Source organism: Enterococcus xiangfangensis (assembly GCF_005405365.1).
GTDB lineage: Bacteria > Bacillota > Bacilli > Lactobacillales > Enterococcaceae > Enterococcus_A > Enterococcus_A xiangfangensis.
The window spans coordinates 212,939-228,450 of the sequence record NZ_BJDX01000003.1 but is presented as its reverse complement, the minus strand read 5'-3'; the positions used below and the strand labels follow the sequence as shown (position 1 = coordinate 228,450).

Below are 15,512 nucleotides of genomic sequence, written 5' to 3'. Positions count from 1 at the left end.
ATTCCTCTTTTCTATTTGATAGGCTGATTTAACTTAGTAAACTATTCTGCTTTTTATAAACGTTTTTGATATAATTAATATGCTTAAAGACTATCTAATGGAGGTTTACATGTTAGCGATCATTTCACTCATTATCTCTGCGTTTTCTGGCATAGCAGCTATTTTTGCGATATTAGGTTATTGGGGTAACAAGCCTGAACTAATCCAGTTTATGGAAACGAATAATGATTCTTATGTCTCTGCGACTGAAGGGCAGATTTCATACATAGGGGATGATGGGAAAACATACTATCTTCCTTCAGGCATAATGGTTCATTATCAGTTTTTGAATCCTTCACCTAAGGACATTGCATTCTTTCATTTAAATTTTATTGTTAATGGGAATATTACCGAGGCTTTTACAGAAAGATCTGTCATAACTCAGGCTAAAAAACCATCATTTCTATTTTTTGATTTACTAAAATCATATATCATTCAGTTTCCTAAAGATCCTCAAGGTGTGTTCCCAGCAAACTCTCTTACTCCTATTTATGCTTTTTTGCCGCTTGAAGCTATTCCAGTTCCGAAAAAGGTAACATTCTCTATAAGATTTGCTATTAGAAAATTTCCTTACATCGGAAAACGTAATCACTATCAAACTTTTGAACATACCGTTTATCTCAACGATTACGAAATGATAACGCGATCAAACAGAGCAGTAATGAAACAATTGAGGCAATCAGGGCCACATACTCTAAAGTCAAACAAAATCACCTCCAAAAATAGAAAACGTAAAAATTAATTATTCTGAACTTCTTTTTGAAGTTCTTTTTTCTGCATAATTGGCGTGGTTACCGGAACTTTTAACACACGTACATATTGAACTGTTTTTCGACTTCCTCGCGGATCGTTTCCATTGTTGCCGGCGTGCGAATAAACCAGTCATTCGCCTGTAGGATTTCACTAATAACAACGTCTTTTGGAACCGTCCGCTCGTAGCCAATCGGCATTGTTTTAACGAACTTTCTGACTTTATGATCAATCAACACACGATCTCTGACTCTCATCTCATACCTCCAAATGGTTATGACATCATTTTCGTTGCTTTTTTCTTGGCAACCAGGATTCGAAAATTTTGCTCTCTCAACGTTGCTTTGTCCGATTCGTGATAATTAATGATCTCGAAAGCTGCAGTATGTCTGTATTCGTTTATCAGCTTGCCAACGACCAGCTCGTGAAAACGATCATCCTCGATCGTATAAAAGAAATCTGTTTTAAACTTCGACATCTTTGGACTCATCCAGTTTTGCATCTCAGTAAACTTGTCTTTTTTCGGCTTTTTCGACTGTCCTTTTCGCTTTGCCGCGCGTATTCTCGCAGCACAACTATTGCAATGTGTGAGGCTCGACATGTCTTTATTTTTGACTATCCGCTCTTTGCCACACGAACATCTTGCGAGCCATTCTTTGTCGTTATCTGTTGCTTGAATGATTGTGAACTCCCCATATTTTTCGCCAGTACGGTCACGCTTCTTATTTTTTGTGGCTTCCATCAACGAACCTCTTTTCTCTTGTTTGCGGGCATATTGAATGGATAATGAATAAAGCCATTTTTCTTTCTTTTAGCCAGTTCAATTACTATGCCTAGCTCTTTAGCTACCATTTTTGCCTTAATCTTAAAATCCTTCGTTTCCATCCCTTTAACATCAACTAGTCTTATAAGTTTTCCTTGATTATAGAAAGCATAATCAGCGACATATTGGGTCTTTCTAATAACCCATTGATTAATTTTCAGCGTTGGTAAAATATCAATCCGATCCTGTAGTTTGAGAACATATCCATGCTGCTTAGCGTAATCAATAGCGACTGGATAATAATCAGCTTCGGCAATCGAATCAAACTCACGACCGTATCTGCATACTTTCTTGTTGCCGTATTTGGATCGCTTGGTATATCTCATGCAGTCACTCCTTACTCAAGTATTCTTGTAATTTTCTATCAATCTCCGCTTCTTTTTCTGGAGTGAGTGGTACTTCTTTCGGTGGCTGCTTAATGTGTTCTGGTAAAGATTCAACACGTCCTTTAGACTTCTTTCTGCCCTTATTTTCGAAGCTAACATCATCGGCTTTGACTTGATCTATCGTGTTAATATTTTTCGCTGCCCAATTTTTCATGATTCCAGCAGCATAGCGATAGCCTTTTTGGTCAAAGTTGGCTCGCTTCATGGCCTCGCAAACAAGCTCAGCTCCCAAATCATTAACCCAGTGGTTGATATCCTGAACAATGACTGGATTAATCATCCCAAACATTTCTTGATAGAGTCGAACAGGATTAGTAGCAGGCACAGCGGTCTCTTGTGCTGTTGCTGCTGATGGTTCTGGTTCTGTTGCTGGTTCTGATGATGATGCTGGTTGCGATATCGTATCCATAGGGTATCTATATGGTATCGATACAGTATCAAACTTAGACTTTTCAGTTTTTATAGGGTATTCAAAATCTTTAGACCTCATGATGACTTCTGATTCAAATTCAGGTGTTTTGATCCCTTTTAATTCTTTATCAATCACAGCAGCTACTTTGGGTGATCGCGCTGAGTTATATTTCAACCAATTGGTTATCATTATTTCGTTATTTGATTCGTTAAACTTTATCTTCCCGTCATCTTGGAACTTAGTGATAATCTTTTTTATGTCCTCATTGGATAATCCAGTCTCAAAAGGAGCATATCGCCAAGAGAAAACATAAACGCCACATTGAGTGGTTCGATCATTAGTGGTTAAGTACATCCAAAAAAGCTTTTCTTTGATGCTCAACTCGCCAATCCAATCATCTTTCCAAACCGTCGTGTGTATTTGCCTATATATGGCCATGACTAACCCCTTTCATCATTATTAAGAGGGAGAATGCTCTCCCTCCGATTAAAATGGTAGTTCATCATCGCTGATGTTAATCCCGCCATTAGCAATACTTTTAGCTTCAGCAAATGGATCAGTACCAGGTAATGATTGTTGAAATGTATTATTATTTGTACTCTGTGTATGCGTTCCTTGATTGCTTCTTTTTTGTCTTGCGAAAAATTCTTCTTTGGTTAAAAAGTTTTTTATATCAGTACCAACCGATTGTTTTTCTTCCCCGTTTCGATCGATATAAGTCCCTGTTTTATCCTTTGCTTGAATAAACACTCGCTTGCCTTTTAAAAAGTCTAGCGTTCCTTGGTTGTATCCATAATCAATTGGAGCAATTTGTTGGTTGTTATCTTCAACACTAGCTAATACTCTATTTAAATTAGCCTCAGACCATTCAAGACCAAACGTAAGCCAGTAACTGCCCGTTTCTCCATTAGCTCCCTCTAGAGAAAATTCAAACATATCTTTTCCACTTTTAGCTTTTTTGTTGATTACATTTGAAATAACTGCATTGTGTACTCCTTCTGAAAAAGGTTTGAAATTATTTAAGTCGCTCATTTCGTTTCTGTTGTATTGCATATTAATTTCCTCCGTCTATTTTTTATTTTTTAGGGCTAGTTTCAAAATCAAAAAGTTCTTCAATTTTACAAATGATACGATCATCAATACGATTTTTGGCATACACACTGTCGTTTCCTTCTAGGATCGCGCCACGGCCGCCTGTTTTTTGATTCACTTTAATACGTCCAACGACGTCAGTAAGACCTAATAGTTGATTTAAAACTTGATCTCTAATTTGGGGAACAAATTGAGTTATCTTTGTTCCATCTTCCATTTCTAAGTCTCTAGTCACTTCCCAAGCTGTCACATATATATTTATAGGCAGATCATAGATTGCAGTAATAATTCTCAAAAAATAATTAGTGAAGTCACCATAATGTTGTATCTCATTTCTGATACCATTTTTAGAAGTTCTACCACGCTCAACAAACCAATCCAGTTGGAAAGCTGTTACGTTGTCAAAAACGACTGTATCAAAGTCTTTTACCATTTCTGGTAGTTCTCTTAAAACATGAGTCATATCCTCTGTCGGATGCGTTCGATCGAATTTATAAACTTCAATATTTTCATGTTCAGCCAAAACTTTTCCTGAGCCGTCAAGATCAATCACAAGCACTTTTCCTTTTAGGTTTTTTACTGCGCTTGTTTTTCCTTGCCCTGGTTTTCCATATAATAGAACTCTCCAATTTTCAGTTCTATTTATTTGTGCAGCATTTGTGGTTTTAAGGACCATCTTATTCAGCCTCCTTAATAACAACTTTATCATCTCGTGGAATTACTTTTATAGATTCGATAATTTCGCCATCAGGACTTACGACGCTTCCATCTTCTAATACAGTCACTGATTTTTTAAGATCTGCTTTTTTAATTGACTCTTTTACTTCAATAAATTCAGTCAATCCCATTTCCTTTACCTTTTCTACCGCATCATTTTTATACTCCCAAACGTCAGATTGTTTTCTGGTACTAACAGTCCCGTGAGGTGTTTTTACTTTTGCCTTTTTGTCAATTTTTCTAAGTTGATATAAATAATCTGCTAATTTATGTCCAAAAAAATCAATACTGTCTTGGTTACTTTGAGTTTCTTTGTTCTCCCAATCAGCAATTCGTTCACGTTCTTTGTTAGCTAATTGATTGATTTCTTTGTTTGCTTGTTTTAGGGTACTAATCTTTCTAAAAGCCCAATCAGCACCTTCCAGACTATCTATTTTCCAAGTTTGGTTTTCTTCAAGCACTTTACTCTCTTTTAAATCTTCAATTTCATATTTTTCTAAAGCGTTCATTTAATCCCAACCTTCCATATTTGTTGGTTGATCATCTTCATGAGTATCTTTGCCCCAATCGGGATCTGTTTTGTAATCGTCTATTGCTTGTTCAAAACTCTTCATTGATAAAACCTCTTTCCTTCTGCTATAATGAGGTCAAATAGATTAACCTTTTGCGACTTACTTTTGCTTGCAGGCTAGTAAGTCTTTTTTTGTGCTTTCTCATAGTCCTAGCACCTTTTTCCCAACTTTGTTTACTATCCATAAAAAAGGTAATAGGATAAATGCTGCTATCATCCAATAGCCAGTACACAACACACCGACCATCGCACCAGTCACGGTTATTTTTGCCGCTTTAAAATCTGAACGTTTTCTTGCTAATTCCGTTGGAATCGTTGGTACATATTCAAAATCATTTCTCATGCTTAGGCCTCCCTTAAAAGTTCTGCTACGTCTACGTCTAACCCATCTGCTAATAAAACTAACGTCGTAAATCCCGGTCTTAATTCGCCTTTATAATCATTTTTGATCGAACTAATCGTCACTTCTGAAACACCTGATTTCTTAGATAACTCTCGGTTTTTGATGATTCTTTCGTTCGCCATTAACAATCGAAGGTTTTTCGATATACGAATGGCATATCGTTGCATCGTTACTTCTTTTTCCGTCATGCGTTATCGCCTCCAAAATATCCTTCTGAAATCCATCTATCCATGAACATTTCGATTAGCTCCATTACGCTCATTCCAAGTTGCTCACATAATGCAAATAAAAATTGATTATTTACGATGCAAACTTCTGCTTGTTCTCTCGCTGTATCTAGAATTTTGTCATGACTAACTTTATCTAAGTTTTTAGATTTACAGAGGATACGCTTAATCTCTTTGTTTCCTATTTTCTCGTCTCGCTCGTCCTCTTCGATTTCTCGAAGATCGTCTAGATATGAAAGATCAAGTCTATAATCGCCGTTCATTGATGGCGGAAGACCTAAATAGTAATAGCCAATCACTTGAGCTAACGAAGAATCATTCGCTACTTCATTTAATCGTACTGCGTTTTCAGCGGTGACATTCTTAGCGGATCCGTCTTCTTTCGTCCAATCGGTAATCGTTTGTGCGACTACGTGCATATCTTTGGCTAATGTACGTTTGGTAATGCCCGTTCTACTTAAAAACTGATTAATCTCTCTTGGCATCTTCCTTGATGTTGATTTTGCTATCATTTAAAACACCCCTCTCTTATTTTCCTGGCTTTTAATCAGCAGGTTCAAAGCGGTAATCTGTACTTATGAAACGAGTTGAGGTTCACTCTCGAATTGCCATTTAGAATTTATAAAGTCGAAAATGTCTTGTGCTGTTTCATCATTCGATAAAAAACGGATTAGCATTTCATCGGTGCCGCCTGGTTCCATAAATATTGAACCTTCTATCCCAGGCTTGACGTCAAATTTTCTTTTAAGTGCTGGAACTAGCATTTCAATATATTGGTCTAAAAAGCCAGATGCTATTGTTGCTTTGATCGTTTGTGGTTTGTCTTTCATTTTGAAACCTCCTTATTAAATACATACGTTTTGCGTACTTCATTATCAAAAAAAATTGTCCACGGAACTCCAAGTACCACCGCCAATTTTTTTGCAGTAGTAATTGAAGGTCTTCTATGACCTTGCTCATAGGAAGAATAGGTTGTTTTAGCAATACCTACTTTTTCAGCAATTGATTCTTGGGTGTATCCTTTTTCCTCGCGCATAATTTTTAACCATTGTTTCAAAATAATCACTCCCTTCAACAAAGTAATACGTTTTGCGTACTTTTATAATAATACATATTGCGTACTTTGTAAATAGTTTTGTACTCTTTTTTTTGCACTTTTATCTTTTTTCTTTATGTACGCATTTTGTAATAGTAATATTAATAAAAAGGAGGTCATATCGTATGTTAGGCGAACAACTTAAACAGTTAAGAAAGTCAAAAAATCACCTTACCCAGTTGGATATGGCAAAATATTTAGGCGTTGCTAAAACAACCTATGCCTCTTATGAGCAAGGAAAACGCATGCCTGATATCGATCTTCAAAATAAAATTGCTGATTACTTTGGAGTAACACTGGATTATCTTCATGGTAGAGAAGGTAAAGAAGAACCTGAATTAACAAATAAACAAATGACTGTTGCAGCTCATATTGATGATGATGTATCTGATGAACAAATGGAAGATATTTTAAACTATATCGACTTTATAAAACAAAAACATTCGAAAAAGGATTGATGATCTATGGATAAAGCTGAGCAGCTAATGTCAACTTTTGCCGACATCGATTATGTTTTTGACAATAGGATGCCAAGCGGACAAAAAGGTTTATACATTGATAATTCTATCTATTTAAATCCCCAACAATCAAGTTGTGAGTTGACTTCTACAGTTGCAGAAGAGATTGCTCACCATTACACATCTGTTGGAGACATCACTAACTATGAATTAACTGAAGCTAGAAAACAGGAACGTAAAGCTAGATTAGTTGCAGCAGAAATTACAATACATCCTACCCAACTTATACTAGCTTACGAAAATGGGTGTCGTGAGTATTGGGAAGTTGCAGACGAATTGGAAATAACCGTTGAAGCTTTAAAAGAAGGAATTGAACTCTTTAAAGAGAAATATGGAGAAGGATTTATATACGGTGGTTTTAAAATCGTGTTTGGCTCTGGAGATTCAATGAAAGTGGTTAAAATTAAATAATCATAATTGGAGATGGTTTAATGGGATTGTTTGATATTTTTAAAAAGAATGACACACCCTCAGTTGTAAAGAAGGTATCTAAACGTGAAAAGGTTCTCCCTTCCGTAGTGCAAGGCATTCCTCAGGATATACTCAACCTACTTTGGTTCTCTGATGGGCCTTTGAAAAATATTGATATTGATGCTGAGGAACCATCAACGATATCCTTATCTTTACCTGTAAAAGCTGGAACTGTTGACAAGTTAGGTTATTGGCCCAGTTATAAACGGATGAGTCCTGCCGAAAGGTTCAACTACTTAACTTGGCTTAAAGATATTAGACAACCTACAGACATCGGAAATGTTTTTACATTCTTTTATGGCTTAGAAAGATATATTATGACTGAAAAATATCAAGAGGCTGTCTCTAAAATTAATTTATTGCAGAAGCATCATAATAACGCCTCATTCATACACTATTCAAATGTTGCGCTAGTTTATCTGGCACTTACAAAAAAAGATACTGCTTTTTTAAAATCCATGGCTCCAGAACCGAAAGACTCAACTTTATTCATTCTTTCAAAAGCCGCTTTAGATAAACAATTTACAAGTGAAGAAATCATTACTATGTCTAGAAGCTTTTTATGGGATAACCAACGTTACATCAAGCAATTTTATTCAAAATTCAAAGATAATATGGAAGAGATTATGGTATACAAATGGAACAAAAGAGTATATTCATTTCCTAACAATATAGGTACTATTCCAACAACTGAACTGTCCTTATCCAATATTTCTTTGAATCCAGAAAAAACACTTTTTAAAATCAATGGCGAAATAACTATGTCTATGAAAGTTAATTTACCAAAAACAATCTTAATACCAAATTTTATTGAGTCGAATATTATAAGAACAGATATGTATTCCCTGTTAAAAGAAACGCACGAAGCCACAAAAAAACAACTTGCCGAAGAGAGAAAACAAAAAAGATTATCAAAAATTGAAAATTAGTATGAATAAATTCCCTGTTTTTTTAACACTATAAATAATGTTCAGGAGGAATAAAAATGAATACTATTGGCCCTATTCTTCTTATTGTGAGTTTCTTAGGTATGGTAATTACTGCAATTATTGCTAACAGAAAAAGAAAAAAACAGCAAGATTACACATTAACTAGGCGAATGCTTATTGCATTTACAGCAATACTAATTCTAACCATAATATTTGCGAAACTAACGGATCCAAAGGAGCCTGCAAAATCGACCACTGTAGAAAGTAGTTCTGCAGTTAAGAAAACGTCTGAAAGCAAACAAATTTCAAGTAGCAGCATCGAAAATTCAACTGAAGAGTCCAGTTCTACTATGGAATCAAGTTCTTCCGATGAATCAGATTCAGTAAATACACAAATCGCTGCTTATCTAGAGCAAAACAAGGGATTTGCAAATGGTACATTGGATGAAAATGGAAATCCTACAGAAAACGGCACACCAAATCCTGTATTTAATTGGGCTTTAACTATTAATGAAATGGATTACGAAGAAAATCTTCTTAAAGTAAATGTGAACGATAACTTCCTAACGCTTAGCCAAACTGATGCTAGCTCGGCTGTTCTTTCTGCTCAGAACGCTGCTGTTTCGATTGTAAGCGAAAGTGAAAATTGGGATATGGATAAAGCTAGTGATGGTATTTTCACCCAAATTTACTACAACGGTAATGTAATTGGTAGATCAAAAATGACCGACGTTAAAGAATTTAAATGGAAATAAATGATTGACGCTAAGAAAAAAGACTTACTGGGATTGTAAGGAGGAATAAAAATGAAAAAATTAAGCGTTGCATTGTTGGTGTGCTCTACCCTGCTCTTTTCAGCGTGTTCTACTGATAAGAAGACTAAATCAACGGATTCGACTTCAAAACAAGAAACGAAAGTAAGTTTAACAAAGGATTCAAAAGAAAAAGCAGATGCCGAGGCTAAAAAGAAAGCCAAGGAAGCTGAGAAGAAAAAGCAGGAAGAAATTTCTAAAAAAGTATCTGAAGCTGATACGGCTATGAAAGCAGCTGAAGCTAATCTAACAGATGAAACAATAGCAGCGGCTAAAACAGCAATCGAAGCAATTCCTGGCGGAAATATCGATCTTCAGAAACGGTTAGAAACAGCAACAGCTAACCTTGAAGCAATCAAACAACAAACTACTCAAGTGCAACAACAGCAAGCAGCAACTCAAGAGCAACAAACGACGAACCCTGATCCTAATTTTATTGATGAAGACGGTAATGGATTTGATGATCGGTCCGTTTTCAATGATCCTACCGCAAGAGCAGAATATGCTCGCGGAGAAGCTGAAGCTCAAAGAGAATGGGAACAAAGTCAACAAAACATTCAAAACGGTTACGATCCAAATGGGCAACCCCTGCTTCCCGGACAAGACCATGCTGCTGGTGCTAATCCAGACGGCTCTCCTGATGCCTGGGTGCAAGATCAAATTGATTGGGCAATAGAAAATGGTTACTCTAATCCAGACGGAACACCTACAGAAAAAGGACAACAGGCAATAGATGAAGTCAATGCTAACGCTATCCCTACGGATGATCAGTATTAAAGTAACACCCCCGCCCCATTCATCCGAGGCTCTTTAGTAAATACTCGTCTCTCATACTAGCACGCAGGAGGAGTTTCATGTTTCAAGAATTCAACTCTTTAATTCTTTTAGAAATCCTCATGATTATTTATGGTATTGGTTTGGTAATCGGAACTGTCCGTATCTTCATTGAGGACAAAATATTAGACGCGCTAACACTATTTTGTGGTATTGCGTTAATTATCGCTGGGGTGTTTGCTATTCTCTTAACTCAGTTATTGGATTTATAGTTCCCTCCCCGCCTGGCGCCGTCGGTTCGATTCCGGCTCGGGGAATAAAAAATGCAGTGAAGTGAAAGGAAATTTATATGGCTTGGAAGAATCCACAACATTATTATATTTCAAATGCAACTTTTGAGAATTTTAGAATCATCAACAATATCAATTTTAAACCAGCGAAACATTTAAATATTTTAGCGGGAAAAAACGGGACTGCAAAATCAACGATTCTTGGTATGATTGCACAAGGCTTCTCATTTAATCCAAAAATTATTTATGACATATCAAAAACAGAGTATGAAACTATTAATTCGAAAACAAACCCCACCCCTGCTGAAATAGAAAAGATGCAACTATTCGAGAGTATTACTACTTATAATGAGAAAAATTTTGAATCCCGTGCAGATGAACACTTCAAGCTTTCGACAGCAGATGTTAAAAGGAAAAGGCATGCCTCTATTACCATGAAAGCAAATCAGAACAATAAGCCAGACATCAATTACTTAATTGAAAGCAATGATTATGCTGATCGTCGAAATCCTAGATTAGTTACCAGAAGAATAAACAATATAGATGAAAGTTCTACGGATACTTCATCTTCAAATATTATATTTCCAGTGATATATCTTGGCTTAAAAAGAGTTAATCCGATTGTTCAAGAACGAGGACTAAAGGAAAAAAACTATGGATTACCTGAATCCGATATTGAAGAAATTTTTGATTTATATCAATCAATTTTATTAAAAAAATACAATTCTAATTTTATTGGAATTAGTAATAATAACGATAAGAGGACTGCTGCCTTTATTCCTAAAGAAAGATCCATCGAAATGATTTCCTCTGGAGAGGATAACATTGGACAAATCTTACTGGCATTATATTCATTTAAAAAACTTAAAAAAAATTATGATGAATATTCTGGTGGAATTTTGTTAATTGATGAAATTGACGTCACTTTATATCCAGCAGCACAAATAAGGTTATTAAAAATACTATATAGCAAGGCAAAAGAATTTGGTATCCAAATTTTTTGCACTACACATTCACTTGAACTAATAGAGTACGCAATGGACTTAAAATTAAGTCCAAATAATAGAAATTTAATTGAGTTGTTTAATCTAAATATCGAACATCGTGATCTAGGCATTATGCCTATCACCAACATAAATACGATAAAAAATCAGTTTTTTGTCGCAGCCGAAAAGGAAATGAGTAGTGAAAAAATTCCTGTATACTTTGAAGATAAAGAAGCAATCTATGTTTTTAAAGGGCTAGTTACTAAGAAGAAAATTCTGTCATATTTAAATATTCAAAACAGTTTTTCTCTCGGTTGCACAGAATTATTAAAATTGCACAAATTTAAAATCCCTGAATTCAACGCTAGATCAATTGTCTGTTTGGATGGAGACAATGTCGCACCAAAAAATATTAAAAATTATATAAATCTACCATCTGAAAATAAATATCCTCCAGAACGATTTGTTTTTGAAATACTTGACGATAATAATTCTGAGTACTGGGATAATACCAAAAATTATTCCCACGAAATATTTATGAATAATCCACATTACGACATTATCAAACGTATCTTGCGTGATACATACGCAAATGATGATGGCCCATATAACATTGTCCATTCTGATTATTATAAAAAGAAACCTCGTGAAGTTTGGAAAATGTGGTTTAAACACGAACAATTAAATTGGAAAGGCCCTAACAATCCCGTTAAGTTTTGGAAAAGTAAAAACAATCTATCTCCAAGTCTCGAAAAATTCTATGAGGATTTAAAGAAATCAATCGAATATGTTGCAAATAAAAGTGGTATTGACATTAGCGATATTGAACATCTATTGTAATAGATTATTGGCCAAAAGACATTTAATTTGATAATATGGAATTGAGGTGATCATAATGCCACACACAAAATCCCCGCTTAGGTATCCAGGTGGGAAAACTCAGTTATGGAAGTTTGTAGATTCGACAATTAAGCAGAACAATATAATCGCTCCAATCTATTGCGAGCCTTTTGCGGGTGGGGCCGGGGTGGCCATTGAATTACTTCTTATTAAAAAAGTTGAAGAAATTATCATAAATGATTTTGACCCCGCTATTTATAATTTTTGGAGAGCTATTATAAATGATACAGATAAATTTATTCAGTTAATCAATACTACTGAAATTTCTATCGAAGAATGGCATAATCAAAAAGAAATATATAGTAATTGCGGCAGAGTCATAGGCTCATTAGAAGGTGCATTTGCTACCTTCTTTCTGAATCGGACAAACGTTAGCGGTATTATTTCTGGCGGTCCCATTGGTGGACGCAATCAAAATGGAAAATACAAAATTGACTGCCGTTTTAATAAGTTAAATCTAATAAAAAAAATCAGAAATATTGCTGAACAAAAAGACAAAATTCATTTGTACAATGAAGATGCTGCAAATCTTGTTGAATTACTAAAAAAAGAGTATCCAAAAGATCGTCTTTTCATTTTCTTTGATCCCCCATACTACGTTCAAGGACAATCCTTGTATCTATCTTTTTATAAAAAATATCAACATCAACTTATTAGAGATAAAATATTAAGTATGGATGATTATTATTGGATTTTAACTTATGACAAGGCTCCACAAATTTCTGAACTCTATTCTAAAGCTGATAAAGGGTTTCAATACTCTTTAAATTATTCAGCTAATAAGAAGCGCGTGGCTAATGAATATATTTTTGCCAGTTCTGTAACACGCCTACTTTCGACTAATAAAGTTGATCTTCAACCAATTACTTAAAGATTAGCCTTCGGGCTTTTCTTTTTAGCGGCAAGGCGAACGTATGTTTGATTATGTTAGTTTGAATCAGACATAACACTGTTTTTAAATCGATTTCGCCAACTATTTTAACGAATTAACTGATTTCTAAAATGGAAATCAGAAAGGATGTATTTTTATGGCCGAACCAAAGATGATTAAAAAAGGAAAGTGGAAACTGAGGACCCGCTATAAAGACCCGCTCACAAACGAATGGAGCGAAAAGAACTTTACTGGTTCTACTCGTGCAGAAGTTAAAGAAAAAGAAACAGATTTTCTTTCTAAATTAATGAACGGTGAAAACATGAAGAAAGTCGGACTCGTTACTTTTTTTAATCAATACATCGATACATTTAAGCGCGGTAAAATCAGTCCTGGCCGAATCGCAAAATACGAACTAGCTGCCAAGTACGTTGAAGAATATTTTGGAAAGAAAAAAACATTGAATAGTCTTTCGAAATATAATTACCAAAGCTATCTCAATTGGTTAGCTTCCACCGACGGACCGAATAAACAAGGATTATCGAAAACGACAGTCGCTGATCAGCACACGATATTTAAAACAGCAATCCTTGAAGCAATCGATATGGGATATTTACGTGCAAATCCTACCCGTAATGTCAAAATAACGGGTCGTCAGGCGACTCATTCAACCGAGACGACTCTTTCCCAAGAAGATGCGGAAAAGCTCAAAAACAAGATTTTAGAGGCTACAGATACAGCGGCCAAATATTTTTGTTTAGTTCAGTTCTATACTGGCGCAAGATACCAGGAAGTCGCTGCTTTAAAATGGGATTCTGATATTGATGAAAAAAATGAACAAATCATTATTGATGAGGCGTTTAAATATGATGGTGGTATCTATCGATTCGGGATAACCAAAACCAATGCAGGTTATCGAAAAATTGATGTGCATAGGCATCTCTTTAAATATCTAAAAAAATGGAAAACTGTCCAAGCTCAAGATATTATATCTGGCAAACTGCTCAATCCACACAACTTATTATTTGTCACGAATAACACTTACCCTATTTCAAATTCAGCAATCAACAAGTACTTGAAATATTGGTGTGAGAAAGCAGGCGTTCCAAGAATTAGAAGTCACAGCTTTAGGCATATTCGATCAGACTTCTTTACGTTATCGGAAACCGATCCAATTTACATCAAAGATCAGTTAGGGCATGCAAGTATTCGACAATCGTATGAATATGCAAGTGCAACGGAAGAAAGACGCCAAAAAAATAAGAAAAAATTCGAGTCATTTTTCGAAGAAATTCTCTAATAAAAAACTTTTCGTGGGTTTCCCGTGGGAAAAACTAAAAAAACAGCCTACAAACACTGATATGTCAGCGTTTGTAGGCTACACCTATATGCGGCGAATGGGATTTGAACCCACACGAGATTTCTCTCACATGACCCTCAATCATGCTTGTCTACCAATTCCAACACCGCCGCGTGAAACCTTTTTTATGATAGCGAGCGAACGTAAAAAAGTCAATAGTTTACACAATCGTCGTGTCATAAACATAGGTGATATTTCCTTTGAGGCCAGCGATTCCTCGAAAGAATTTCTTGTCTTCTTGTTTGCTCCATGCTTCACGGAACAAAAAAAATTCTTCCCGAGATACCGCGATTTTATCGATCTCGCCAGCTCGTAATTGGCGGATTTTTTCTTCAAATGGATTCATCTACTAATCCTCCTTCTAGTAATCTAAAAAACAGAAAGATGCTCGCAAGCATCTTTCGTTTTTAATCGTGAAAATATTTGCTGTTTTCGATATTTGAATTATCTTCTTCCAAAATTCCTCGCAGAGAACGATCCAAACGTTGCCGCACTTTTTTTCTTTCATTCAAAGGCTCTTTTTCTTCCTCTGAAGCAAATAAAACATAGGAGTCACGTGGTCTCTCCATCCGCTGCATCAATTCTCTTGGTGAAATCGCATCAGCTGGTGCATCCGGAATCAATGAAGAAGGCACATATTTTGGTGCAAAAGGTGTGGCACTGCGAATACTCCGTGAATGGAAAATATTTTTCGGTGTGGTCGCTTCTTTAGGTTTGTGTTCCTCAAATAGTTTTACATTCTTTGACTCTTTTCGGTCGCTATCATACATCGGCAAATTTGCTCTATGCTGCGCTAATTCTCTGCGCGGTTTTTCATCTAAATCAACATGCCGAGTCCGCTTTGTCTTTGGCAGCGAACGTTCAAAAATATCCTTGGCTTCCAAGTGATAATTTGTGATCAAGTCATCTTCTCCGTTAAACAAAACACGTTGATTGTTCTGTACTAACTTTACGCCAAATTCATCATCAAAGGCAGGAAATCGGCTTTTTTTTCTGCTGTACGTTTGCATAAAATCATCCTCATTGTTCTGATATAGCATAGTTTAGCATAAATACTCAAGAAATGCTTTCAAATATCCGACAAT

At 35.6% G+C, this 15,512-nt stretch carries 24 protein-coding genes and 1 tRNA gene; 10 read left to right on the top strand and 15 right to left on the bottom strand.

Annotation, left to right across the window (positions count from 1 at the left end; all coding sequences use genetic code 11):
• Nucleotides 1-109: 109 nt before the first annotated feature.
• The gene (locus FFM68_RS05105; RefSeq protein ID WP_137618349.1) at nt 110-781 is read left to right on the top strand and encodes a hypothetical protein; all 672 of its coding nucleotides are present in this window, start codon (nt 110-112) and stop codon (nt 779-781) included.
• Between the two features lie 61 nt (nt 782-842).
• Here the strand turns inward: FFM68_RS05105 and FFM68_RS05100 are convergent, their stop codons facing one another.
• The 12 genes from FFM68_RS05100 to FFM68_RS05045 form a co-directional block, all read right to left on the bottom strand.
• Nucleotides 843-1,046 (bottom strand): hypothetical protein, encoded by a 204-nt coding sequence (locus tag FFM68_RS05100; RefSeq protein WP_137618348.1) that lies wholly within the window; start codon nt 1,044-1,046, stop codon nt 843-845.
• A gap of 17 nt (nt 1,047-1,063) precedes the next feature.
• Nucleotides 1,064-1,531, bottom strand: coding sequence for a hypothetical protein (locus tag FFM68_RS05095; protein WP_137618347.1), 468 nt, complete (start codon nt 1,529-1,531; stop codon nt 1,064-1,066).
• Nucleotides 1,531-1,938: a DUF1064 domain-containing protein gene (locus FFM68_RS05090; RefSeq protein WP_137618346.1), complete on the bottom strand. Its 408-nt coding sequence runs from the start codon at nt 1,936-1,938 to the stop codon at nt 1,531-1,533. Before FFM68_RS05090 ends, FFM68_RS05095 begins: the two co-directional genes overlap by 1 nt.
• Nucleotides 1,939-1,942: 4 nt before the next feature.
• Complete coding sequence (locus FFM68_RS05085) at nt 1,943-2,848, bottom strand: DnaD domain-containing protein (RefSeq protein WP_137618345.1); 906 nt, start codon at nt 2,846-2,848, stop codon at nt 1,943-1,945.
• A 48-nt stretch (nt 2,849-2,896) separates the two neighbouring features.
• Nucleotides 2,897-3,463 (bottom strand): single stranded DNA-binding domain-containing protein, encoded by a 567-nt coding sequence (locus FFM68_RS05080; RefSeq protein WP_137618344.1) that lies wholly within the window; start codon nt 3,461-3,463, stop codon nt 2,897-2,899.
• 22 nt (nt 3,464-3,485) lie between these two features.
• Nucleotides 3,486-4,178: an AAA family ATPase gene (locus FFM68_RS05075; protein WP_137618343.1), complete on the bottom strand. Its 693-nt coding sequence runs from the start codon at nt 4,176-4,178 to the stop codon at nt 3,486-3,488.
• A 1-nt stretch (nt 4,179) separates the two neighbouring features.
• Nucleotides 4,180-4,728, bottom strand: a complete 549-nt coding sequence (locus tag FFM68_RS05070; RefSeq protein WP_137618342.1) for a host-nuclease inhibitor Gam family protein — start codon at nt 4,726-4,728, stop codon at nt 4,180-4,182.
• Between the two features lie 204 nt (nt 4,729-4,932).
• Nucleotides 4,933-5,133, bottom strand: coding sequence for a hypothetical protein (locus FFM68_RS05065; RefSeq protein ID WP_137604281.1), 201 nt, complete (start codon nt 5,131-5,133; stop codon nt 4,933-4,935).
• 2 nt (nt 5,134-5,135) lie between these two features.
• The gene (locus FFM68_RS05060; protein WP_239585075.1) at nt 5,136-5,381 is read right to left on the bottom strand and encodes a helix-turn-helix domain-containing protein; all 246 of its coding nucleotides are present in this window, start codon (nt 5,379-5,381) and stop codon (nt 5,136-5,138) included.
• Nucleotides 5,378-5,932, bottom strand: coding sequence for a hypothetical protein (locus tag FFM68_RS05055; RefSeq protein ID WP_137604282.1), 555 nt, complete (start codon nt 5,930-5,932; stop codon nt 5,378-5,380). The genes FFM68_RS05060 and FFM68_RS05055 overlap by 4 nt, the downstream gene beginning before the upstream one ends.
• Before the next feature lie 63 nt (nt 5,933-5,995).
• Entirely contained in the window at nt 5,996-6,250 is a 255-nt protein-coding gene (locus FFM68_RS05050) for a hypothetical protein (RefSeq protein WP_137618341.1), read from the bottom strand.
• On the bottom strand, nt 6,247-6,477 hold the full coding sequence (locus FFM68_RS05045; RefSeq protein ID WP_239585074.1) for a helix-turn-helix transcriptional regulator: 231 nt from the start codon (nt 6,475-6,477) through the stop codon (nt 6,247-6,249). Before FFM68_RS05045 ends, FFM68_RS05050 begins: the two co-directional genes overlap by 4 nt.
• Before the next feature lie 164 nt (nt 6,478-6,641).
• Between FFM68_RS05045 and FFM68_RS05040 the strand changes: the two genes are divergently transcribed.
• The 9 genes from FFM68_RS05040 (at nt 6,642) to FFM68_RS05000 (ending at nt 14,367) form a co-directional block, all read left to right on the top strand.
• On the top strand, nt 6,642-6,974 hold the full coding sequence (locus FFM68_RS05040; protein ID WP_137618340.1) for a helix-turn-helix domain-containing protein: 333 nt from the start codon (nt 6,642-6,644) through the stop codon (nt 6,972-6,974).
• A gap of 6 nt (nt 6,975-6,980) precedes the next feature.
• Complete coding sequence (locus tag FFM68_RS05035) at nt 6,981-7,445, top strand: ImmA/IrrE family metallo-endopeptidase (protein ID WP_137618339.1); 465 nt, start codon at nt 6,981-6,983, stop codon at nt 7,443-7,445.
• Between the two features lie 20 nt (nt 7,446-7,465).
• Nucleotides 7,466-8,434, top strand: a complete 969-nt coding sequence (locus FFM68_RS05030; RefSeq protein WP_137618338.1) for a TerB N-terminal domain-containing protein — start codon at nt 7,466-7,468, stop codon at nt 8,432-8,434.
• Between the two features lie 56 nt (nt 8,435-8,490).
• The gene (locus FFM68_RS05025) at nt 8,491-9,189 is read left to right on the top strand and encodes a hypothetical protein (RefSeq protein WP_137618337.1); all 699 of its coding nucleotides are present in this window, start codon (nt 8,491-8,493) and stop codon (nt 9,187-9,189) included.
• A 51-nt stretch (nt 9,190-9,240) separates the two neighbouring features.
• Nucleotides 9,241-10,023: a hypothetical protein gene (locus FFM68_RS13225; protein ID WP_239585073.1), complete on the top strand. Its 783-nt coding sequence runs from the start codon at nt 9,241-9,243 to the stop codon at nt 10,021-10,023.
• A 77-nt stretch (nt 10,024-10,100) separates the two neighbouring features.
• The gene (locus FFM68_RS05015; protein ID WP_137604286.1) at nt 10,101-10,292 is read left to right on the top strand and encodes a hypothetical protein; all 192 of its coding nucleotides are present in this window, start codon (nt 10,101-10,103) and stop codon (nt 10,290-10,292) included.
• 77 nt (nt 10,293-10,369) lie between these two features.
• A complete protein-coding gene (locus FFM68_RS05010) occupies nt 10,370-12,136 on the top strand; it encodes an AAA family ATPase (RefSeq protein WP_137618336.1) in 1,767 nt (588 codons plus the stop codon).
• Nucleotides 12,137-12,191: 55 nt separating this feature from the next.
• On the top strand, nt 12,192-13,067 hold the full coding sequence (locus tag FFM68_RS05005; protein ID WP_137618335.1) for a DNA adenine methylase: 876 nt from the start codon (nt 12,192-12,194) through the stop codon (nt 13,065-13,067).
• A 172-nt stretch (nt 13,068-13,239) separates the two neighbouring features.
• Complete coding sequence (locus tag FFM68_RS05000) at nt 13,240-14,367, top strand: tyrosine-type recombinase/integrase (RefSeq protein ID WP_239585072.1); 1,128 nt, start codon at nt 13,240-13,242, stop codon at nt 14,365-14,367.
• A gap of 89 nt (nt 14,368-14,456) precedes the next feature.
• Here FFM68_RS05000 and FFM68_RS04995 read toward each other — a convergent pair.
• The 3 genes from FFM68_RS04995 to FFM68_RS04985 all read right to left on the bottom strand — a co-directional run bounded on the left by FFM68_RS04995 (nt 14,457) and on the right by FFM68_RS04985 (nt 15,437).
• Nucleotides 14,457-14,540, bottom strand: a tRNA-Leu gene (locus FFM68_RS04995).
• A gap of 47 nt (nt 14,541-14,587) precedes the next feature.
• Complete coding sequence (ykzS, locus tag FFM68_RS04990) at nt 14,588-14,773, bottom strand: protein YkzS (protein WP_137618333.1); 186 nt, start codon at nt 14,771-14,773, stop codon at nt 14,588-14,590.
• 61 nt (nt 14,774-14,834) lie between these two features.
• Entirely contained in the window at nt 14,835-15,437 is a 603-nt protein-coding gene (locus FFM68_RS04985; protein WP_137618332.1) for a hypothetical protein, read from the bottom strand.
• Nucleotides 15,438-15,512 lie beyond the last annotated feature (75 nt).